The 20281-nt window shown below is 53.6% G+C and carries 22 protein-coding genes and 1 pseudogene; all 23 read right to left on the bottom strand.

The features are described from left to right. Window positions 1-36 precede the first annotated feature (36 nt). Window positions 37-840 (bottom strand): sporulation transcription factor Spo0A, encoded by an 804-nt coding sequence (gene spo0A / locus BN3277_RS13820; RefSeq protein WP_059043570.1) that lies wholly within the window; start codon window positions 838-840, stop codon window positions 37-39. 262 nt (window positions 841-1102) lie between these two features. Continuing rightward, entirely contained in the window at window positions 1103-2434 is a 1332-nt protein-coding gene (gene spoIVB / locus BN3277_RS13825; protein ID WP_059043573.1) for a SpoIVB peptidase, read from the bottom strand. 99 nt (window positions 2435-2533) lie between these two features. Then, on the bottom strand, window positions 2534-4273 hold the full coding sequence (recN, locus tag BN3277_RS13830; protein ID WP_059043574.1) for a DNA repair protein RecN: 1740 nt from the start codon (window positions 4271-4273) through the stop codon (window positions 2534-2536). Between the two features lie 33 nt (window positions 4274-4306). Further along, window positions 4307-4756 (bottom strand): transcriptional regulator AhrC/ArgR, encoded by a 450-nt coding sequence (gene ahrC, locus BN3277_RS13835; protein WP_059043577.1) that lies wholly within the window; start codon window positions 4754-4756, stop codon window positions 4307-4309. Window positions 4757-4793: 37 nt separating this feature from the next. After that, window positions 4794-5273: a hypothetical protein gene (locus BN3277_RS13840; protein WP_082691454.1), complete on the bottom strand. Its 480-nt coding sequence runs from the start codon at window positions 5271-5273 to the stop codon at window positions 4794-4796. Window positions 5274-5429: 156 nt separating this feature from the next. Continuing rightward, window positions 5430-6290, bottom strand: coding sequence for a TlyA family RNA methyltransferase (locus BN3277_RS13845; protein ID WP_059043581.1), 861 nt, complete (start codon window positions 6288-6290; stop codon window positions 5430-5432). Between the two features lie 12 nt (window positions 6291-6302). Continuing rightward, entirely contained in the window at window positions 6303-8213 is a 1911-nt protein-coding gene (gene dxs / locus BN3277_RS13850; RefSeq protein ID WP_392396631.1) for a 1-deoxy-D-xylulose-5-phosphate synthase, read from the bottom strand. A 169-nt stretch (window positions 8214-8382) separates the two neighbouring features. Further along, on the bottom strand, window positions 8383-9258 hold the full coding sequence (locus BN3277_RS13855; RefSeq protein ID WP_059044805.1) for a polyprenyl synthetase family protein: 876 nt from the start codon (window positions 9256-9258) through the stop codon (window positions 8383-8385). Window positions 9259-9304: 46 nt separating this feature from the next. Then, window positions 9305-9586, bottom strand: coding sequence for an exodeoxyribonuclease VII small subunit (xseB, locus tag BN3277_RS13860; RefSeq protein WP_059043582.1), 282 nt, complete (start codon window positions 9584-9586; stop codon window positions 9305-9307). Further along, window positions 9567-10719, bottom strand: a pseudogene (gene xseA, locus BN3277_RS13865) (exodeoxyribonuclease VII large subunit). Before xseA ends, xseB begins: the two are co-directional and overlap by 20 nt. Before the next feature lie 215 nt (window positions 10720-10934). Continuing rightward, a complete protein-coding gene (gene folD / locus BN3277_RS13870) occupies window positions 10935-11792 on the bottom strand; it encodes a bifunctional methylenetetrahydrofolate dehydrogenase/methenyltetrahydrofolate cyclohydrolase FolD (protein ID WP_059043584.1) in 858 nt (285 codons plus the stop codon). A gap of 32 nt (window positions 11793-11824) precedes the next feature. After that, window positions 11825-12274, bottom strand: a complete 450-nt coding sequence (gene nusB, locus BN3277_RS13875) for a transcription antitermination factor NusB (RefSeq protein ID WP_059043587.1) — start codon at window positions 12272-12274, stop codon at window positions 11825-11827. 226 nt (window positions 12275-12500) lie between these two features. Continuing rightward, a complete protein-coding gene (locus BN3277_RS13880; RefSeq protein WP_059044810.1) occupies window positions 12501-12734 on the bottom strand; it encodes a DUF2273 domain-containing protein in 234 nt (77 codons plus the stop codon). Window positions 12735-12748: 14 nt separating this feature from the next. Continuing rightward, window positions 12749-13288, bottom strand: a complete 540-nt coding sequence (gene amaP, locus BN3277_RS13885) for an alkaline shock response membrane anchor protein AmaP (protein ID WP_059043589.1) — start codon at window positions 13286-13288, stop codon at window positions 12749-12751. 102 nt (window positions 13289-13390) lie between these two features. Further along, window positions 13391-13798 carry an Asp23/Gls24 family envelope stress response protein gene (locus tag BN3277_RS13890; RefSeq protein ID WP_059043591.1) on the bottom strand — a complete coding sequence of 136 codons (408 nt, stop codon included), beginning with the start codon at window positions 13796-13798 and terminating at the stop codon, window positions 13391-13393. Between the two features lie 112 nt (window positions 13799-13910). Next, window positions 13911-15254: an acetyl-CoA carboxylase biotin carboxylase subunit gene (gene accC / locus BN3277_RS13895; RefSeq protein ID WP_059043592.1), complete on the bottom strand. Its 1344-nt coding sequence runs from the start codon at window positions 15252-15254 to the stop codon at window positions 13911-13913. A gap of 74 nt (window positions 15255-15328) precedes the next feature. After that, window positions 15329-15826: an acetyl-CoA carboxylase biotin carboxyl carrier protein gene (accB, locus tag BN3277_RS13900; protein WP_059043594.1), complete on the bottom strand. Its 498-nt coding sequence runs from the start codon at window positions 15824-15826 to the stop codon at window positions 15329-15331. A gap of 178 nt (window positions 15827-16004) precedes the next feature. Continuing rightward, window positions 16005-16814 (bottom strand): SpoIIIAH-like family protein, encoded by an 810-nt coding sequence (locus BN3277_RS13905; RefSeq protein WP_059043596.1) that lies wholly within the window; start codon window positions 16812-16814, stop codon window positions 16005-16007. A gap of 59 nt (window positions 16815-16873) precedes the next feature. After that, window positions 16874-17521, bottom strand: coding sequence for a stage III sporulation protein AG (spoIIIAG, locus tag BN3277_RS13910; protein WP_059043597.1), 648 nt, complete (start codon window positions 17519-17521; stop codon window positions 16874-16876). 5 nt (window positions 17522-17526) lie between these two features. Continuing rightward, on the bottom strand, window positions 17527-18360 hold the full coding sequence (spoIIIAF, locus tag BN3277_RS13915) for a stage III sporulation protein AF (protein ID WP_059043599.1): 834 nt from the start codon (window positions 18358-18360) through the stop codon (window positions 17527-17529). 43 nt (window positions 18361-18403) lie between these two features. Continuing rightward, window positions 18404-19600, bottom strand: coding sequence for a stage III sporulation protein AE (spoIIIAE, locus tag BN3277_RS13920; protein WP_059043601.1), 1197 nt, complete (start codon window positions 19598-19600; stop codon window positions 18404-18406). 35 nt (window positions 19601-19635) lie between these two features. Then, window positions 19636-20025 (bottom strand): stage III sporulation protein AD, encoded by a 390-nt coding sequence (gene spoIIIAD, locus BN3277_RS13925; RefSeq protein ID WP_059043602.1) that lies wholly within the window; start codon window positions 20023-20025, stop codon window positions 19636-19638. An 11-nt stretch (window positions 20026-20036) separates the two neighbouring features. Further along, window positions 20037-20240 carry a stage III sporulation protein AC gene (spoIIIAC, locus tag BN3277_RS13930; RefSeq protein WP_009225775.1) on the bottom strand — a complete coding sequence of 68 codons (204 nt, stop codon included), beginning with the start codon at window positions 20238-20240 and terminating at the stop codon, window positions 20037-20039. Window positions 20241-20281 lie beyond the last annotated feature (41 nt).

Raw genomic sequence — 20281 nt, forward strand, 5'->3', positions numbered from 1 at the left:
CCAGTCGTTATCACGTTCATTCGTTTCCTTAGACTTTCACGACACTTTATGCTCGATCCGCAGCTTATCTGCCACCATAGCGATAAATTCGCTGTTGGTTGGTTTGGATTTGGAGATGTTGATCGTGTACCCAAAAAGATGGCTGATCGAGTCGATATTCCCCCGGGTCCAAGCAACCTCAATCGCATGGCGAATGGCACGTTCCACACGGGATGGAGTCGTTTTGAATTTCTCTGCAATCGCCGGATACAACGTTTTGGTGATCGCGCCCAAAATTTCGATATTATTGTACACCATCGTAATGGCTTCGCGTAGATATTGATACCCTTTAATATGCGCAGGAACTCCGATTTCATGAATGATCGAAGTGATATTCGCATCAAGGTTTTTGCCTTTGCCCAGCGGCACGACGTTCGATTTCGTAAACGATGTCGACGGTGTGTTGGTAGTTAAGTTTTGAACACCAACAAGCTGACGAATGCGATTCGCCAAAACTTCCATGTCAAAAGGTTTTAAGATGTAGTAAGAAGCGCCAAGTTGAACGGCACGCTGTGTGATGTTCTCTTGACCAAAAGCGGTCAGCATGATGATCTTGGGCTGCGGATTCAAGTTGAGGTCGCGAATGCGCTCCAACACGCCGAGTCCGTCCAGATGAGGCATAATAATGTCCAGGATTAAGACATCCGGAACTTTTGCCGCATTATCGATCATCTCCAGTACTTCTTCCCCATTATAAGCGATTCCCGAGACGACCATATCGTCTTGCTCCGAAATATATTCCGCGAGCAAATTCGTAAATTCTCGATTATCATCCGCCAACAACACTTCGATTTTCTGCACTGCCTACTTCCTCCTTCAGGTAAATGGATGGGTTTTTATTTGTTTCTCCTCTTCCCAGAATAAGGATTCGACATGTAAAAGTAAATTCCTTCTGTCGAAAATTATTTTTATTTATTTTTTTGCAGGGTTGAGATATAATAAAATATTTATTTACATAAAGCGATTTGGTTCGGATGCATTCGACAAAAGCATACAGCATTTCCTGGTGGTTTGTCGATCCCCCGCAGGAGTTTCCAGGACAAAAAAAATCTTAAGGCAGCGTTTAGCTCGCCTTAAGATTTTGTAGTGCCCCTTTGTTGCTCTTCAGAATCCCGGCATCCTGCAGCATCCACTCGATAAAGCAACCATACCCGGATTTCGGGTCGTTGACAAATACGTGAGTAACTGCGCCAATCAGCTTCCCGTTTTGGATAATCGGGCTGCCGCTCATGCCTTGTACGATACCGCCCGTCTTCTCCACGAGCCGCGGATCGGTGATTCGAATAACCAGACCTTTGGTCTCCGGGGCATTTTGCTTGGAAACATGGACGATCTCAACCTTAAATCGTTCTACGCGTTGACCTTCCACCACCGTAAGAATTTCTGCCGGTCCTTCTTTAACCTCCTCCGCAAAAGCAACGGGGATCGGTTTTTGGTATACGCTGTACTCCGGATTTTGCGACATTTTCCCAAAGATCCCGAAGTGCGTATTCCGTTCGATATTGCCTAAGGTTTTACCTTCCTTCAGAAAATGAGCCCGTTTTTCTCCTGGTTCTCCGCTTTCGCTCTTAGAAATGGACGTTACGCTGGATTGCAATATCTGCCCGCTGCCAACTACGATCGGCGTCTGCGTGTTCATATCGGTAATAATGTGACCTAAGGCCCCATATACGCCATGATCCGGAGCATAAAACGTCAGCGTCCCCACCCCTGCGGCAGAATCGCGGATATACAACCCCAGCCGCCAGGCCCGATCTTGCTGATCGTAAGCAGGGCTTAAGGAGGTGCTAAATTCCTTGTCGTTCCGCTTATAAGTAATTTTAAGCGGGCGTTGGTGTTTGCCGGCTTCCGCCGCGATGTCGGCTACATCCCGGACATCCTTCAGCTTCGTACCGTTAATGTGGGTGATCAAATCACCGGCTTGAATTCCCGCGGCTTCGCCGGGAGATACTTTGCCGGTATCGGTGATAACCTGATGGTGCCCGACCACTAAGATCCCGGCGGATTTGACTTTGACGCCAATCGTTTGTCCGCCGGGAATCACTTTGAGGTCCGGAATGACATTGACCTTCACGGTCTTTAGAGGAATTTGACCGAATAATTTCATGCGGAGGTTGGCTTCTCCACTCCGAAGCGATGAGAGCTTGAGCGGATTTCCCAAGGATACTTTCATGGATGGGTTTGGTTGCCCGTTTACCATCACTACATCGGGTCGATCCACGCTGACTTCAGCCTGTACGGGCAAAGCCAATGAAATTTGTGTTCCCTGACCCTGAAACAGGCGCAACTCGTCCGGCAATACGGGCAGCCGCCCTTCAGCGGCAGACGTGCCGAGAAAACAAAAGAAGAAGGCAAGAAAAAGACCGAGCATTCTATTCCTGAGGTTCGGGTTCAATGGCTGTCACGCTCCCTTAGCTTCTTTCGCTTGACGAAAAGGTGGTCGCCAATTGCGTACCTATAAGATACCCCGGGTCAGGTGTTTTATTACTGTCAATCATTGTGCCGGACTTAATAAACCATCCTTTTGTGCCTGCGCCAGCTTCAGCATTTCCTGGGCATGGTGTTGGGTCTTCTCGGTGATTTCCACCCCGCCGAGCATGCGGGCCAATTCATTCACCCGTCCCGCTTCATCCAAGGATTCGATGCGGGTCATCGTGCGTCCGTCTTCAACAACCTTCTCGATCAGATACTGCCGATCGGCCATGCAAGCCACTTGCGGGAGGTGGGTGATGGCGAATACCTGGCACATCGCGGACAATCGCGACAATTTGTCGGCGATCGACTGAGCCGCCCGTCCGCTGACGCCGGTATCCACTTCATCGAAGATCAGGACGGGAACTTGGTCATGCCGGGCGAAAATACTCTTGAGCGCCAGCATCATCCGCGACAGCTCACCACCGGAGGCGATCTTGCTCAGCGGACGAAGCGGTTCTCCCGGGTTCGGCGAGATCAAGAATTCCGCATTATCGATGCCGTGCTTCCCGGGACGAATACGCTGCCCTTCCCATTCCAAGCCATGAGCGTCCTCCGTAAGGGTTAGCTTCACCTCCAACGAGGTTCTTCCCATTTGCAGATCCTTCAGTTCCGTCTCGATCTGAGCTGCCAATTCATCGGCCTTTTGACGGCGCACTGCACTCAGTTCAAAGGCTTGCTTCATTAACCGGACCGTCAGTTTCTCCCGCTCCGCCTGGAGCTGGTCCAGACGTTCATCCTTGTTCTCTAAAGCATCGGTTTCCTGACGGATCTTCTCATAATAAGTAAGGATGCCTTGAATATCGTCTCCGTATTTGCGGCGGAGCGTTGAGATTAAATCGAGCCGCTCCTCCACCTCTTCAAGCCGCTCTGGATTAAACTCGATCCGTTCACGATAATTCCGTAAGCTGAAAGAAGCGTCCTCCAGTTGATAATAAGCGGACTGCAGCTGATCCAGGAGCGGAGAAATCCCTTTAGTATCATAAGCGGCCACTTCGCTTAGCTTCGATACGGCTTTTGCGATCGCATCAAGTCCTTGTGGACCGTACAGCAAATCATAGGCTTTCGAAATGGACTCCATCATTTTCTCGCTATGGGATAGCTTGACCTTTTCTTCCGCAAGCCATTCATCTTCGCCCGGTTTTAACTCGGCTGCCGCAATCTCACCAAGCTGAAAACGGTATAAATCGAGCATTTGCAACGCCTGCTGGCTCGTATTGCGCAGCTCGTTGTATTCCTTGTCTATTCGCACGAATTCTCCATAAGTCGCTTGGTACGCCAACTTCACCGGATCAATCGATTCGGCTCCGTACGCATCCAGCAGCTCCAAATGGCGTTCCGGCCGAAGCAGGGTTTGGTGCTCATGTTGGCCGTGCAGGTTGATCAGCTCATCACCGACTTCGCGAAGCATCGATAAATTGACGAGTTGACCATTAATGCGAGCTGAACTCTTGCCTTGAACGCTGATTTCCCGACGAATAATAAGCAGTTCGCCCGGATCACCGGCGATCCCCAGTCCATCCAGCGTCGTCCAAACCGGATGTCCCGCCGGCAGATCGAAGGAGGCCTCCATCTCGGCCTTATCACAGCCATAGCGGATTAGATCGGCCGAACCCCGCCCGCCGGCAATCAAGCCGAGCGCATCGATGATAATAGATTTGCCCGCCCCAGTCTCCCCTGTGAGCACATGAAAACCGGAACCAAACGACACATCTACCGCTTCAACTACCGCCAGATTCCGGATGGATAAATGAACCAACATGCGAGGCACCCCTTCCCCTAACTTCAAACTGAATTAAGATATGTAACCCATGATCTGGTCGATTAAATACCGGCTGTAATCTTCATTCCGGCAGATCAGCAAAATCGTGTCGTCCCCGCAAATCGTGCCGAGCAAATCCGGCCATTCCATATTGTCGAGCAGCACGGCCACCGAGTTCGCTGTCCCCGGGAGGCACTTCATCACAACCAAGTTCCCGGTATGATCGATATGCACGAAGCTGTCAACCAGCGCACGCTGCAGCTTCTGCACCGGATTATAGCGCTGGGCCGTCGGCATGGAGTATTTGTACCTGCCGTCGTCTGTTGGCACCTTAATCAGCATCAGCTCTTTAATGTCGCGGGAGACCGTTGCTTGAGTGACCTGATATCCCGCTTCGCGCAACGCTTCCACCAGTTCGTCCTGGGTTTCGATTTCCCTTGCGGTAATGATTTCCCGTATTTTGATATGTCTATGCCCTTTCATTCTGCCCTCCACTTGCCTGCTGGTCGAAAAATTCGATTCAGGCGGTTTCATCTTCATCATCATCATCCGTCGTTAAGGAGATTTCCTTCAGTTCCCCTTGATCCGGATCCACGTACAATACGCCGGCGCATTCTGGATAAAGCAGCAGAAACGGCAGCATTTCCCTGCGCAGTCCGCTGCCTGTCCATTCCATCGGCAGGCGTTCCCGCGCGGTTCTTACCAGATAGAATTCCCCGTTCTTGACCGCAATATAGTCGATGAACAGACGGCTGCGCAGGAGTTCCCCGTCCACGCGAAAGGCGAGCGGCACCTTCAGTTTATCGCTGACGACCTCGTAACCCGCTTGCTCCAGCATGTCCACGGCAGGGTGCTCCAAAATCTCCTCATTCATTTCAAATCCGATGCCGGATCTCAAAGAGAACGGCTTGCGGACCCAGGAACGAAAACCGCGGTACAGCAAATAAGCGCCAATCCCCGCGATCACTACCATCAGAAGACCATCAGAGTAAACTCCCACCGAATATCACCTCATCCACTATTTCGACGCCACCTCAAACGGCTCCTGTCAGACGCAGTACAAAAATATGAGGGAATGAGGACAAAATCGCGGTTTTGATTCCATTATAGGGAACAGGCGTTCGATTTGCAAGCGGGAACATGCAAAAAAGACCCATCACTTGGATGGGCCTCCCGTAAAGGTATTCGCGGCTTCTTGGACAACGCTGGCCGCCAACTCGCGGACCGGCGCGAACCGATCCTTCTCCTGACCTTCCGTTCGATCAGCTGCAACTTCTTCTAGTCTGAGATGTGCCAAAAATTCGATATTGCCTTCACCGCCGGTGATCGGGGAGAAGGTTAAACCAGCCACCCCATAGCCTTGCTCCACCGCAAAGCTCAACACCGTCTCCAGCACTTCCTGATGAACCTTGGGGTCGCGAACCACCCCGGATTTGCCAACCTTCTCGCGGCCGGCTTCAAACTGCGGTTTAATCAGCGCGGCGATGTCCGCCGGTCTTTTCAGCAACGCGAGGAGCGGAGGCAAAATAATTTTAAGCGAAATAAAAGATACATCGATGCTCGCAAAATCCGGCTGCGGACCTTCCAAATCCTCCGGCGTCATGTACCGAAAGTTCGTCCGTTCCTTGACGTTCACCCTCGGATCGTTACGCAGCGACCAATCCAGCTGGTTGTAGCCTACGTCAATGGCATAGACATAACCCGCCCCATGCTGCAAAGCGCAATCGGTAAACCCGCCGGTCGACGAACCGATATCCAGCATCGTTCGGCCCGTCAGATCCAGGTTAAAAAGTTTGATCGCTTTTTCCAGCTTCAGCCCGCCCCGGCTGACATATGGATGAATTGCGCCTTTAACGGATAGCGCCGTATCTCGGGGGATCTTCGTCCCCGCTTTCTCCAGCCGCTCCTGTCCGCCGAATACCAGCCCTGCCATAATCGCGGCTTTCGCCTTCTCTCTGCTATCGAAATATCCCTGCTCCACGAGCAGGACATCTACGCGTTCCTTGGAAACCGACATGTCAATCTCCCGTCAATAATTTACTTTTTTGCCTAACGCCAGGTGCTGACCGTTCCGGAATCTTTGCACTTCACGAACAACATTCTCGGCCGTCAGGCCCACTTCCTCTAGCTGCTCCTTAATGCTGCCATGCTCGATAAACCGGTCCGGAATCCCCATCAGGTGGATATCGAGCCCGCTGATCCCTTGCTCAGCGTAGAACTCCAGAATCGCACTGCCCAAGCTTCCGGCTTGCGAGGCTTCTTCTAACACGATCATCTGACCGTTGCCCTGCGCCAGTCGACGCAACATATCTGCATCCAGCGGCTTCAGGAATCTGGCGTTGACGACCGCGGCGGAGACGCCTTCCCGCTTCAGCATATCCGCGGCTTCTTCCGCAACCTGCACCATCGGCCCGATCGCGATGATCGTCAGACTGTCACCTTCGCGCAGCTGTTCCCAGGATCCGATTGGAATCGGCACCAGCTCGGGATCCAGCGCTACTCCGGGCACGTTAATCCGCGGATAGCGGTAGGCGATCGGCCCTTCATTATATTCAAGCGCCGTCTTCATCATATGGCGCAATTCATTCTCATCCTTCGGCATCATTAAAACGATATTCGGAATATGCCGCATAAAAGCGATATCGTAAACCCCTTGGTGGGTCTCGCCGTCCGCGCCGACAAATCCGGCCCGGTCAATGGCAAACATCACGTTGGCGTTATGGCGGCAAATATCGTGGACGATCTGGTCGTACGCCCGTTGCATAAACGTAGAATACACGGCATACACCGGCTTCATGCCTTCCATCGCCATTGCGGCGCACATCGTGGCGGCATGCTGCTCCGCGATGCCAACGTCGATCATGCGACCGGGAAAACGTTCCCCGAACTTAACCAGCCCGGAACCGCCCGGCATGGCCGGCGTCACGGCTACGATGCGTTCGTCCTGCTCAGCCAGCTCGATAAGCGTCTGTCCAAATACCTCCGTATACATCGGATTTCCAACCGCCTTCAGCAACTGACCGGATTCGATTTTGTACGGCGTAATGCCATGCCATTTATGCGAATCCTGCTCCGCCGGTGTATATCCTTTGCCTTTGGTCGTGAGGACATGCACGAGAACAGGGCCGCTTACGTTATTCGCCTGTTTGAAGGAGTCGATCAACCCCGGTAAGTCGTGGCCGTCAACCGGTCCTAGATACTTGAAGCCCAGCTCCTCGAACAAAACGCCGGAGACCATCAAATATTTGAGGCTGTCCTTGACCCGTTCCACGGTCTTGGCGACTTTTCCGCCGATGGCCGGGATCTTCTTGAGCAGTTGCTCCACTTCGTCCTTCGCCCGCAAGTAATTGCGGTCAGACCGAATTTTGGTCAGGTAATTATGCAATGCTCCGACATTGGGAGCGATCGACATTTCATTGTCGTTGAGGATCACCATCAGATCCTTTTTCTCATGACCGATATGATTTAGCGCTTCAAACGCCATTCCGCCGGTCAACGCACCGTCCCCGATAATCGCGATCACTCGGTTGGACTCGCCCTTCAAATCCCGGGCCAGCGCCATCCCCATGGCCGCTGAAAGCGAGGTACTGCTGTGCCCTGCTTCCCACACGTCATGCTCGCTCTCACTCCGCTTTACAAACCCGCATAATCCCTGATGTTTACGAAGCGTGTCGAACTGGTCCATCCGCCCGGTTAACATTTTATGTACGTACGCCTGATGACCTACGTCAAAGATCAATTTATCCTGCGGACTGTTATAGCAATAGTGCAGGGCGATCGTCAATTCCACCACGCCCAAATTCGAAGCCAAATGCCCGCCGGTTGCCGACAGCTTTTCAATCAAGAACTGGCGGATCTCCGCAGCGAGCGGCGTCAATTGCTCCATGGACAAGTTTTTCAGATCGGCAGGCTCATGTATTTGCGAAAGCAGCACAGCCATTCCCCGCTTTCCTTAATGTATGGTTCAAAAAGCCGGCTTCCAAAACCGGCTCTTCATTGCAATAGATGATAATAGCCTTCATTATACCATATGTCACGTTGATGTCGAAATCACTTGCAGCGGATGACTGAGTCATTTTTCCCTGATTTCGCTTTGAGGCTCAGGTTCCTTAATGGTCCCGTCGAAGCAACATATCGGCGATTTCAAGCAGTCGCTGCGGGTACGGGATCATCCCGCTTGACACAGCCTCCTTCGCTTCGCGCGTCAGCCGATCGACTTCAGCGCGGGAAGCTTCGATCCCGATAAAGTAAGGATAGGTCACCTTCTGTTGTTTAACGTCGCTTTGCGTTTTTTTGCCGAGCTTGCTTTCGTCACCGATCAAATCGAGGATATCGTCCTGAATTTGAAAAGCGTGCCCCAATGCCCGACCGTAACACTCCAGGGCCCCCAGCTGCTCCGGTGTGCCGGAAGCAAGATGTCCCCCGGCTTTCGCAGAGAACACGATCAAATCACCGGTTTTGTGCTCATGGATATAGCGCAGTTGATTCAAGTCGGTTACCCCCTGCTCGCCTTGCATGTCGGCCACTTGGCCGCCCACCATGCCGCTGGGTCCGGCATATCGCGACAAATCCTCCACAATCGCAAGCACCGCCTCCGCCGGCACCCCGTGCGCGCGGCTCGCTTGGACTACACTGTAGAAAGCATGCGTCAGCAGGCCATCCCCGGCCAAAATCGCCATCGCTTCCCCAAACACCTTATGATTCGTTGGTTTGCCCCGCCGAAAGTCATCGTTGTCCAGGGCCGGAAGATCGTCATGGATCAGCGAATAGGTATGTATCATTTCCACGGCGCAGGCGACGGGCAATGCCGCTTCCCGACTCGCGCCGAGCGCCTCCGCCGCAGCCACGACAAGCAGCGGCCGCAGCCTTTTCCCTCCGGCCATCAGCGAGTAATCCATCGCTCGGCTTAAGGTTTCCGGCACTTCCCATGCAACCGGAAGGCTAGAGGATAACCGGGAAGTGACAACCTCCCCAATTTCCTTCATATACTCCTCTAAAGATAAATGCTGCCGCAACTAGATCACCGCTCCCTCAGAAATCTGCGCTTTCGCCCAGCGGCGGCTGAAACGGCTGTTTCTCGACCGCCCCGTCTTCTTCTACGATCATTTCGATCTTCTGTTCCACCTGGGCCAGCTTCTGGCCGCAGATTTGCGAGAGCCGCATGCCTTGCTGGAACAGGTCAATCGCCTTCTCCAGCGGTACGTCGCCGTGCTCCAGCTGGGACACGATGTCCTCCAGCTGGTTCATCGCCTCTTCGAAATTCAGTTCTGGTTGCTGCGCTTCCGCATTAACCTTAGCTTCCTGTTCCTTCATCTTCTCCCGCTCCTTCCGGCCTCATGCCCCAAACTTGACAATCCAGTTCTCCGTCCGTCACTTTCACGGTGATACGATCGCCGGGATCGACGTCCGACAGCGATTTGATTAGCCGTTCTCCTTGTTCATCGTAAACGAGGCTGTAGCCCCGCGCCATCACCTTAAGCGGGCTTAACGCATCCAGATGGCGGATCCCCGAGGCCAACTGGCTGGATTTCTCCCGCAGGATGCCTTGCATGGCCTGCCGCAGCAGGCGATCCGCCTCCCGCCGCCGTCGCCCTGCGAACAGTAGCGCTTCCTGAGGATGGAAGCGCAGGAGCCGCTGGTGCAGGCGATCCTGGGCCGCGCCGGCCAATTGCAGGCGCGTCTGCAGGCGCCCGGTCAGCCGCGAGGACAGCCGATCCAGCCGCTCCGCGTGCTGGAGCAGGCTGGCGCAGGTCGGCGACGAAATCGGCGATGGTGAAATCCGTCTCATGGCCAACGGCCGAGATGACGGGAATCGCCGATTCGTAGATCGCGCGCGCGACCTGCTCCTCATTGAACGCCCACAGCTCCTCGAGCGAGCCGCCGCCGCGGCCGACGATCAGCACGTCGGCCTCCCCCATCGCGTTCAGCGTCCGAATCGCCTTCACGATCGACGGTGCCGCCCCTTTGCCCTGGACGAGCGCGGGGTACAAGATCACTTCCGCTTGCGGATATCGCCGCCCCAGCGTCGTCAAGATGTCGCGGACCGCCGCGCCGGTTGGCGAAGTCACAACGCCAATCGTCTTCGGGAACCGCGGCAAAGGCCGTTTGCGTCCGGGAGCGAACAAGCCCTCCGCATCCAGCTTCTGCTTCAACTGCTCGAAGGCCAGATACAGGCTGCCTACGCCGTCCGGCTGCATATGCGTCGCGTAGAACTGGTACTGCCCGTCCCGCTCGTAGACGGAGACGTTGCCGCGGGCGATGACGCGCGTCCCTTCCTTGGGCCGAAACGGCAGCCGTTGATTGTGCGACGCAAACATAATACATTTGATCCGGCTGTCCGCATCCTTCAGCGTGAAATACATATGTCCGCTGGAATGATGCGTGAAATTGGAGATTTCACCGCGAATCCAAACGTCGGTGAGCACCTGGTCCGATTCCAGCTTCATTCGGATGTAGCGGTTCAAATCCTTCACCGTCAAAATCCGCTGCTGATCCAAAGATGCCGCCTCCTTTCCGAGAAATAAGGGAAACTTGTACCCTTATTCGGCGCATAATGCCCCTATTCGAAAAAATAAGGGAACTTTTTTCCTTTATTTGATCGCCAACTGCCTCATGAAGCGGTTTTTGCCACACTTTCCTCGGGAAAAGGACATAACCCTATTTACGCTAACCCTTGCAGCCGTTTCGCCGCAATCAGCGTATTTTGCATCAGCATCGTAATTGTCATCGGGCCAACGCCGCCGGGTACCGGGGTGATCGGACCGGAAACTTCCTTCACACTTTCGAAATCCACGTCCCCAGCCAGCTTGCCGTTGTCCAGGCGGTTCATCCCGACGTCGATGACTACGGCGCCCGGCTTCACGTAAGAAGCGTCCACAAAGTTCGCACGTCCGATGGCGACGACAAGAATGTCCGCCAAGCGGGTCAATTCCTTCATATTGGCTGTACGCGAATGACACATGGTGACCGTTGCGTTCTCCCGCTGCAAGAGCAAGGAAACCGGCTTGCCTACAATGTTGCTGCGGCCGATGACTACCGCATGTTTCCCGGCGAGCTCGACCCCTGTGCGTTTGATCAGCTCGATGACCCCTGCCGGCGTGCAAGGCAACAAGCTATCATCGCCGATCATTAAATTGCCGACATTCACCGGATGGAAACCGTCGACGTCCTTCTCTACGGAAATGGCATCGATGACGGCTTTTTCATTGATATGTTTCGGCAACGGCAGCTGCACCAAGATCCCGTGGATATTGGACTGATGATTCAGCTTGTCCACCAGGGCTAACAGCTCCTCCTGCGACGTCTCCGCCGACAAGCGGTGAACCTCCGAATAGTAGCCCAGGTCGTGGCAGGCTTTCTCCTTATTTCGCACATACACCTGCGAAGCTGGATCCTCACCGACAAGCACGACCGCCAGCCCCGGCGTAAAGCCTTGCTTTGCCAGCCGTTCTACCTCTTCGCGCAAATCCTTGCGAATTTCTTCCGAAATTTGTTTTCCGTTAATGATTGGTGCCGTCATGCTTGTCCTCTCCTCTACCCTAAAATGGAATTTTATCGTTTGCTTTTTAACTGGTCTAGATCTTGAATCATTTTACCGAGCACACCGTTGACGAACTTCCCGGATTCCGCGGTTCCAAAATGCTTGGACAGCTCAATCGCTTCATTGACGGCCACTTTACCCGGCACGTCGTCGCGGAAGATCATTTCGTAGGTGGCCAGACGCAGCACCTGCCGGTCCACCTTGGACAAACGGCTGATTTGCCAGCCTTTCAAATAGTCCTCCAGCAAGGCGTCGATCGCGTCTTTCCGCCCCCAGGTGCCGTTCACCAGCTCCAGCACGAAAGCACGGGTGGCATCCACGTCGGAAAGTTCAACCTCGCTCTCGTTCTCCTCCATCGCTTCCGTAAGCAGCATCGTTACCGCTTCGTTTGCGTCCACTTCATTCATTTCCATCTGATACATGCTTTGTACCGCAATCTCTCTCGCCAAACGCCGTTTCATCTGTTTCCTCCTAAAAATTTCTACGCTTTAACCCTCAACCTGCGCCTATCCTTCAGCATGGACCAAAACCGCCACAATCATCACCAAATGCGCCAAACTCACACACTTCCGTTTACACAAAAAAAGACCCGTAATCCGCTTACTCCACAAAAGGGGCAAGAACACGTTCCTAGCTCTTTTCCGGAGTAAGCCTATCACAGGAAACGGTAATGAGGAATTAGAAATCTCATTTAAAAGGACGCCAACGTGTAGACAGCCATTCCCAAATCATACTCCAGGGTAACAGCGGGCCTCCCTCCAAGTCCTTCTGCTTGCCGATCGTATACCCGATAAACAGCAGCAAGGCGCAGAACAACATATTCCAAAATCCGAAAAACAGATAGATCGGGCATAAAAACACGGCCGCCGCTATACCAAGCAGGCGTCCTTTGTGACTCTCCCACAATTGTTTCCAGAACACCCCGCTGCTCACCCCTATTCAACCCGGCTTTTGATGACCGGGGAATGGACCAGATTCGCAATGTAAACCGACACGTAGGATACGGGAATCCCCGTAATTTCCTCGACATGATCATGGACCTGTCTCTGAACTTCCTCCGTCAGCGCCGGGATCGATGTCTCTCCGTCAACGAGTGCACGTACCACGATTTCGAGTCCGGATTCGGTGATTCGAATCCGCGTCTTCACTTCCTTGATGCCACGCACGCGAGAAGCCGCTTTGTAGGACAGGTTCTCAATGGTGTCCACCGAGATTTGGATATCCCCGTATTCGTTGCGTTGGTCAATCGAGGTTGCTGAGCTGCGGTCCCTGCTGATCGATATGTAAAAAACGCGGATGCTGATAAGCAGCAATACGATCGCTACCACCCAGGTACCGACATAGAACGGTTGCCGATCCAGGAGCTCCAGGTTCAGAGGAACCGCATCCGTAAGCAATAGAATGACGAAAACAGATAGGATCGCGATGCTCAAGCTGTAAATAAACATCAGAATTCGGTCTAAAATTTTGGCCACGACAGGTATTGCCTCCTTAATAGAGGTTTGCTTCAGCTTGTCCCAGCTGAAAATTACAGTAAACCCCTGACCTGAGAAGCGGTCGGGGGTTCGTTACGATCGTTATTTCACGCGATGGGTCGCTTCCACTTCTTCCACACGTTCGGATGCTTTGAAAATGACGTCGTGAATATGTACATTCACTTCGATGACATTCAGCCCCGTCATGGTTTCGATGGAGCGCTTCACGTTGCGTTGGATTTCCGAGGCGACTTCCGGGAGACGGTTGCCGTATTCGACGATCACGGATACGTCTACCGCAGCTTCGCGTTGGCCGACTTCCACCTTAACGCCTTTGGAAAGATTCTTTCTTCCCAACAATTCGGCAATGCCGCCGGCGAATCCGCCGCTCATTCCGGCAACGCCCTTCACCTCAACGGTAGCCAGTCCGGCAATCACTTCGATCACTTCCGGGGCAATTTGAATTTCACCAATATCCGTACGTTCGAATTCCGTTGGCAAAGTGCTCATTCTATTCATCCACCTCTCAATAAGTATGACGCTGCTCTAGCGATAGATACCGCGCACTTATTATACATACTATATCATTTTGGGTTCATTATGACAAACTCGCGGAAGCTTTCTATATCTCGTTTTCTTCCAAAAATTTGATATCGAAGTCACCCTTGATAAACGTCGGATGCTCCAGCAGCTTCTGGTGAAAGGGGATCGTTGTATGAATGCCTTCGATGGCGAATTCGGACAGCGCCCGTTTCATTTTCGCGATCGCTTCTTCCCGCGTAGGGGCCCAAACGATCAGTTTGGCGATCATCGAATCGTAATGCGGCGAGATCATGTATCCCGGATAAGCGCCGCTGTCGACGCGAACGCCCGGTCCACCCGGCGGCAAATAGAAGCCGATTTTCCCTGGGGACGGCATAAAGTTGCGGGACGGGTCCTCGGCGTTAATCCGGCACTCGATCGACCAGCCGTTCAGTTGGATGTCCTCTTGCGTGAAGGAAAGCGGATTGCCTTCGGCCACGGAGATCATTTCCTGGATCAAATCAACGCCGGTAACCATTTCAGTAACCGGATGCTCAACTTGAATCCGCGTGTTCATTTCCATGAAATAAAATTGTCCGTCCGGACCCAACAGGAATTCCAGCGTTCCCGCGCCGGAATAGTTCACAGCCAGCGCGGCCCGAACCGCGGCTTCGCCCATCTCCTGCCGTTTCTCCGGCGATAGCACCGGACAAGGCGCTTCTTCGACCAGCTTCTGGCGGCGGCGCTGTACCGAGCAATCGCGTTCGCCCAGATAAACCGCGTTGCCGTGCTTGTCGGCAATGATTTGAATTTCCACGTGCTTCATGCCGGTCAAATATTTTTCCAAATACACGCCGGCATTGCCAAACGCTTTTTGCGCTTCCTGCTGGGCCGTCGTAATTTGCTTGATCAGCGATTCCTCGTCGTCGGCGATGCGGATCCCTTTGCCTCCGCCGCCGGCGGTCGCCTTGATGATAACCGGGTAACCGATGTCGCGCGCGACCATGACGGCTTCGTCCAGATCCTCGATCAGGCCGTCTGAGCCGGGAATGACCGGCACCTCGGCTTCCTTCATCGTTTGCTTCGCCATCGCTTTGTCGCCCATGCGGGTGATCGCTTCCGGAGAGGGACCGATGAACGTAATGTTGCAAGAGCCGCAAATTTCCGCGAAGTCAGCGTTTTCAGCCAGGAATCCATATCCGGGATGAATCGCGTCGCACTCCGTCAACGTCGCAACGCTCATTAAGTTGGTTAAATTCAAATAGCTGTCCTTGGACAGCGTAGGTCCGATACAATAGGCCTCATCGGCCAGACGTACGTGCAGCGAATCCTTGTCCGCTTCGGAATAGACCGCTACGGTGGAAATCCCCAGCTCGCGGCAAGCGCGAATGATCCGTACGGCGATCTCGCCGCGGTTAGCAATCAATACTTTGTGAAATTTCATGAGATTCTCGTATCCTCCTTTGGAAAGCTAGGGTAGCGGCCCTTGCTGGTGCATTAGGGACGGTACTCCTTCATTTACTCCGGCTTCACCAAAAAGAGAGGCTGTCCGTATTCGACCATCTGCCCGTTTTCCACGAGGATGTCGATGATTTCGCCTTTGATTTCCGCCTCCAGCTCGTTCATCAGCTTCATCGCTTCAATGATGCAAACCGTCGTCTTCTCGCCGACCTTGTCGCCGATGTTTACGTAAGGTTGGGCTTCCGGTGACGAGGAACGATAGAACGTCCCAACCATCGGCGAAGCAATGGTATGTAAGTTAGCTTCAGGCGCAGCGGAACGCGCGGCTTCCGTCGCTTGAGGAGCTGGCGTGGCTTCTTGGGCAACTGGCGCAGATACGGCGGCCGGAACAAATCCCGGAGCAGCCGCCGCCTGCATTGGCTGCACGTGAACGACTTCGCTCACCCCGTTCTTGCGGATGCACAAGCGAGCGCCTTCATTTTCGATTTCTAATTCATGCACGGACGTTTGGTCCAGCAGTTCGATCAATTCTTTGATTTCACTCAACTTAAACATATTCTCACTCTCTCCTTCAGCTTTGTAGGAAAAGCCTTGGCCTTCAACCATAAGCCTTCTCGGCTCATAACTTTATGTATTATATCATAATCGATCAAAATGGAAAGAGTCCAAGTTACCTCGGACTCTTCCCGCAATGGGAACCTATCGGTTCGCTATTTAGCTATGCAAGAAACCCTTATTGCGTCACGTATTGTACGCTGACTTTATCCTGGGATACGCCCAGTTCCTTGATCACCAGGTCCATAATGCTTACGGCTTCTTTGGCCTCCATCTTCTCGCTCACGACGACGACTTTATATTTGTCGTCTGCTTCTTGTACGACGGCATTCGCATATTGTTGTTTCAATCTTTCCTCAATGTCGTAGATCTTCGCTTCCTTTTCTTCAAGAGCGCTTAATTCCTGTTGGGCCATCGCCGCGGCCTCCAGCGATTCGTTCTCGCTAATCGCTTGCATCAGCTCTTCTTGCTTCTTCATGTTTTCCTGAGTACGGGCGAATTGGTAAGCATTTAGAGTGTCTGTGGAGGAGACGCCTTGGGCTTCCAGTTGACTCAACACATCCTCATCCGTCGCAGCTTGCTTCTGACCCCCGTCCGTTGCCGGGGTGCCTTCCGTAGCCTTACCGGTATCCGTCGTTTGCGCATCGCCGTTAGCGGCAGCATCGCTGTTAGCGGTAGCTTCCTCTTGCATCGCCGCGTCAGGCTTCTCGCTGTCTTCGTTCCCAACTGCTTGTTCCGTTTGATCCGCTGCAGCGGCATCATCTGTGATGACGCTGCTGTTTTCACTGCCATCCGTTGTCACTTCCGAGAGAATCACGTCATCTCCTGTCGCGTTTCCGCTCATCCCGTTATTGGTTGTACTCACTTGCTGTCCGTCGGTTGGCGTCGACGCCTGCGGACTGTCTTCCGTAAACAGATAATACGCAGATAAAATGACCATCAAGCTCAGCATGGAAACCAGCCAAATCGTTTGTCTTTTGGATTTCATAATGGGATTCCTCCTCAAAATTTAAATGAACGAACTGCTACATGATTCCGGTTGATCGATTATTGAGATTGCTTGCGCGGGACGACGGAGATTCGGTATGCCGGTACGTTCAATCCCTTTTCAACGGCGTCTACGATCAAGCTTTTCACCGTTTTGTTCTCGGCTCCCCGGGCGACAACCAGCACGCCGCGAACCTTCGGTTTGATCTTCTTGGTGACGATCGGCTGCTCGCTGCCGGAAGCCTCATAGGTGACGATCTCACCGTCCCGGGTATATTGGGTGATGTGCCGTTTCCCTCCGTCCGCGTCGCTTTCTTCCGTTAACTCCTGTGAGTCTTTAACGTTGCGCTGAACCACGATTTCCTCCGTCGAATCGATCGTTACCAGCACGTCGACCGCACCAACGCCGACGATTTTCTCCAGGATCTCTTTCGTTTTGCCTTCGAGCGTCATTTCGATGCTGGTGAAATCATCGTCCCCCGCACCTCCCGCAAGTCCGGCCGAACCGGCGAGATCCTGCATCATCGGCGGCTCGCGGCTCCCCTCGCCGTTAGGCTCGAGCTGCTTTACATTTACGAAGGAATTGAACAGCATAATGGCGATCCCGACCAGCCCGAGGATCAGCAGCCAACGAAACGTACTTATGGTTTTTTTGCCTTCTGTTCCTCGGCCAAGCCATTGCTCCAGTTTCTTCAGCCATCCCGGCACTTTCTTCACCTCCCCGCATGATCTTCGCTTGGATTCACGGCCCCGAGGACCGTTATTGCTTCTTTATCTACACCCCAGCTCTGCTGGAGCAGCTCTTCGATTTGCACAACCAGTTGGATAGTCGCCGGCTTGCCCCCGGATTTCGCATTTGCCTCTGGGTCGGTTTCGCCCCCCGCTTCATCTCCGGAGCCGGCCATCACCGCACTGCTTTGCGCTTCGTTCTGGCCTTCTGCGTCCCCGGCCTTGCCGGAATCTGTGTTGACGCTGATTTTTATTTTTTCCACCGGTGCGATCGATACCTCCGGCCCCCGTCCAGCTGCACCGGGAGCAGCGTCCCCTTCCGGCTTGGCCTGCGCCATGACCACCTCAACGGAAGAGATAACCGGCTCAGCGGCAAGCGGATGTGTTGCGTCGGCTCCAGTTGGCGCTTTTACGGGTTCCGTTCTCAGCTTGACAGTGACCCGGTCCACCTGCTGTCCTGTCGACCGTTCGATTTGCTCCTTCATTTGCCTTGCCGCCTCCTCGCCCGCCCAAGCCAGCGCTTCGGACTCCTGCTTTTGCCTCAACTTCTCCCCTTGCTGCAGAATTACCTCCGTGCTTTGGCCCGCAGAATCGTTCCCCAGTCCGTCCCAACTGGTCGCAAACGCCGCCTCGAGCTGGTCCTTAGCATCTGCCGAGAAGAATCGCATGACCGGGGACAGCAGCGTCAGGAGGATCAGCAGGCTGACCACGAATTTGACGTAGCGCTCCATCGCACGGTTGGGCAGCAGCAAATCGATAAATACCGCGATCAGCACGATAAAGATGATTTCTCTCAGCCATCCCGCCAGCCAGTCCACGCATGATCACCACCCCTTATGAAATCGTTCTTGTCCCCCGGCGTTACCTCATCATGACGGTGATGTTCCCCGCGGTCAGCATAATCGTGATGGCCAGGAAGAACATCATCCCCACCGCGGCCAGGGCGGCGAAAACATACAGCATGCTCTTGCCGATCGTCTCCAGGCAAGTGATAACCGGGGAATCGCCAAGCGGCTGCATGACCGCGGCTGCCAGGTTAAAGATCAGCGCCAGCGTGATGATTTTGATTGCCGGAAAGGCGCAGAGGAACAGCAGGATAATGACCCCCACGAGGCCGATGGAATTCTTGACCAGCAGGGAAGCGGAGATGACCGTGTCCGTGGCGTCCGCGAACACTTTGCCGACGACAGGGACGAAGTTGCCGGTCAAGTACTTGGCCGTCCGCAGGGTAACTCCGTCCGCCACCGATCCGGCGATACCTTTCACGGAGATCACGCCGAGGAAGACGGTGAGCAGAACTCCCAGTAAAGCCATGCTCACCGTTCGGAGCAGATTGGCCAATTGGGTCAGCTTATACTTGTCGGATAAGGAGCTTACGATGTGCAGCACGGCCGAGAAGAACAACAGCGGGAACACCACCGTATGCACCGCCGTCCCCACCGCATGGACCATAAACACCACCAACGGGTGGGTCACCGTCACCGTCACCGCATTACCCAGGGAGGCCAGCAGCGTGAACAGCAGCGGCACCATCGCCATCATGAAGTCGATCATCCCGCTGATCGCATTCGTGGCATACGTAATCGCGACATGGAAGCTATTGATCGCAAGCACCAGAATCACCATGTAGCAAATTGAGTATGCGACCTTGCTGACCTGCTTGCGTTCGAACGCCGTTTGCAACGTCTCCAGAATCATGCTGAAGATGGAGAGCAGCACGATGGTCACCAGAATGTGCCCGTTATACAGCACTTCGTGCCACATATACCGCATCAGGCCGCTTAGCCCCGACTTTAGACTGAAGCTTTGATCCTGTTGCAAGAGCATATCCATGAAGGATGGAACCTTCTGATCCGGAAAAAATCCGCCGTACTCCTTCATCAACTGCTGCCAATACGTTTCGACCTGATCGGTGGGAAGCTCCTCGGCCTGCCGCTGGATCCAGTTGTCTCCTTCCCCTTCGGCGGAGGCGATGACGGGCATGTACCAAAACAGCAGGATCCCGAGGAAGATCAAGAGCAGCGTAGGGCCGCGCCATCGTTCATTCGTAGCGAGCATAAGTCCTTCTCCCCAATCTGATGCAATGCAGTCTGCTAAGCCGGCAACAGCTTGATGACCGTTTCGATAATAATGCTGATGATCGGAATGGCAAGCACCATGATCAGCACTTTTCCCGCCATTTCAATTTTGCTGGCGATGCTCTCCTGCCCGGCATCCCGGACGATCTGGGCGCCGAACTCGGCGATGTAGGCGATGCCGATAATTTTCAGAATCGTCTTCAGATAAATCATCTGGACGCCGGATTTCTCCGCCAGATCCTCCAGCACCTCGATGATCCCGCCGATTTTGCCGATCAGATACAGAAAAATCAGAACGCCCGTACTTGCAGCGATGAGGAAAGCGAACATCGGCTTTTGTTCCTTGACGACCAGGACCAGCACGGTTGCGATCAGCCCGAGGCCTACAATTTGGATGATTTCCACGGAGCGCTCACCTACTGGAATAAGAAGATCGATTTGATTTCCTGAAACAGACTGTCAAGCAGCCGGATGACCATAAACAGGACGACTACGAACCCGATCAGCGTCACCCAATGCGCCATGTCTTCTTTGCCCATCTGCTTCAACACCGTATGAATCATGGCGATAATGATACCGATGCCCGCAATCTGAAAAATGGCGTTCACTTCTATGTTCATTGATTTGGCACCTCACTAACGATTTCACAGGCGACAATCAG

This window comes from Paenibacillus rubinfantis, from assembly GCF_001486505.1.
In the GTDB taxonomy this organism is placed as follows: Bacteria; Bacillota; Bacilli; order Paenibacillales; family Paenibacillaceae; genus Fontibacillus; species Fontibacillus rubinfantis.

Excerpts from the sequence above, each read along its gene's own strand:
- recN (WP_059043574.1), bottom strand. The coding sequence starts at position 4,273 with ATGTTGGTTCATTTATCCATCCGGAATCTGGCGGTAGTTGAAGCGGTA.
- ahrC (WP_059043577.1), bottom strand. The coding sequence starts at position 4,756 with ATGAAAGGGCATAGACATATCAAAATACGGGAAATCATTACCGCAAGG.
- BN3277_RS13845 (WP_059043581.1), bottom strand. The coding sequence starts at position 6,290 with ATGTCGGTTTCCAAGGAACGCGTAGATGTCCTGCTCGTGGAGCAGGGA.
- dxs (WP_392396631.1), bottom strand. The coding sequence starts at position 8,213 with ATGGCTGTGCTGCTTTCGCAAATACATGAGCCTGCCGATCTGAAAAAC.
- BN3277_RS13855 (WP_059044805.1), bottom strand. The coding sequence starts at position 9,258 with ATGAAGGAAATTGGGGAGGTTGTCACTTCCCGGTTATCCTCTAGCCTT.
- xseB (WP_059043582.1), bottom strand. The coding sequence starts at position 9,586 with ATGAAGGAACAGGAAGCTAAGGTTAATGCGGAAGCGCAGCAACCAGAA.
- folD (WP_059043584.1), bottom strand. The coding sequence starts at position 11,792 with ATGACGGCACCAATCATTAACGGAAAACAAATTTCGGAAGAAATTCGC.
- nusB (WP_059043587.1), bottom strand. The coding sequence starts at position 12,274 with ATGAAACGGCGTTTGGCGAGAGAGATTGCGGTACAAAGCATGTATCAG.
- BN3277_RS13890 (WP_059043591.1), bottom strand. The coding sequence starts at position 13,798 with ATGAGCACTTTGCCAACGGAATTCGAACGTACGGATATTGGTGAAATT.
- accC (WP_059043592.1), bottom strand. The coding sequence starts at position 15,254 with ATGAAATTTCACAAAGTATTGATTGCTAACCGCGGCGAGATCGCCGTA.
- accB (WP_059043594.1), bottom strand. The coding sequence starts at position 15,826 with ATGTTTAAGTTGAGTGAAATCAAAGAATTGATCGAACTGCTGGACCAA.
- BN3277_RS13905 (WP_059043596.1), bottom strand. The coding sequence starts at position 16,814 with ATGAAATCCAAAAGACAAACGATTTGGCTGGTTTCCATGCTGAGCTTG.
- spoIIIAE (WP_059043601.1), bottom strand. The coding sequence starts at position 19,600 with ATGCTCGCTACGAATGAACGATGGCGCGGCCCTACGCTGCTCTTGATC.
- spoIIIAC (WP_009225775.1), bottom strand. The coding sequence starts at position 20,240 with ATGAACATAGAAGTGAACGCCATTTTTCAGATTGCGGGCATCGGTATC.